The organism is Arthrobacter sp. B0490, from assembly GCF_002929355.1.
Taxonomy (GTDB): domain Bacteria; phylum Actinomycetota; class Actinomycetes; order Actinomycetales; family Micrococcaceae; genus Arthrobacter_D.
This window is the reverse complement of record NZ_PJIR01000185.1, coordinates 1-515: the sequence shown is the minus strand read 5'-3', so window position 1 is coordinate 515 and position 515 is coordinate 1. Positions and strand designations below refer to the sequence as shown.

Below are 515 nucleotides of genomic sequence, written 5' to 3'. Positions count from 1 at the left end.
AAGACCCTGCAGCTGGATCCGCAATCGCTGTACAGCGACCTTCATGTGGCCTCCAGTGGCAGCTCCGTTGGCTCATCGCAGACAACGCCTTCCATACCCGGAGCAAGTCCGTCCAAGCCCGTTGGCGGATTTGCTCTGGACCAGGAGCGCATCGCTCAGCTGCAGCGTGAAACGGAACAGGTATCTGCGCTGCTGGCTCAGGTTTTCGTTGACGACAAGCCTGCTGAGCCAGATGACGTAGTTGTGGAAGAGACTGTTGAGGATACTTCCTCCATTTGTGGCTTAGACGCCGATCACTCAGCCTTCCTGCGTGTACTCGTATCCCGTACCGAGTGGTCTCATGACGAGTTGGAGGCCGTTGCAAGCGATATGGAGCTCATGCTCGACGGAGCATTGGAGCAGATCAACGACATGGCATTTGAGCATTTCGATATGCCAGTCACCGAGGGGGAAGACCCCTTCGAAGTCAACCCTGACATTATGGACAAATTACCGCTATGAGCAGCATCAGAGCC

The 515-nt window shown here is 55.5% G+C and carries 1 protein-coding gene; it reads left to right on the top strand.

What is annotated here, in order from left to right:
• Positions 1–501, top strand: a 501-nt coding sequence (locus CXQ97_RS21355; protein ID WP_219815511.1) for a tellurite resistance TerB C-terminal domain-containing protein, incomplete at its 5' end; no start/stop codon positions are given.
• Positions 502–515 lie beyond the last annotated feature (14 nt).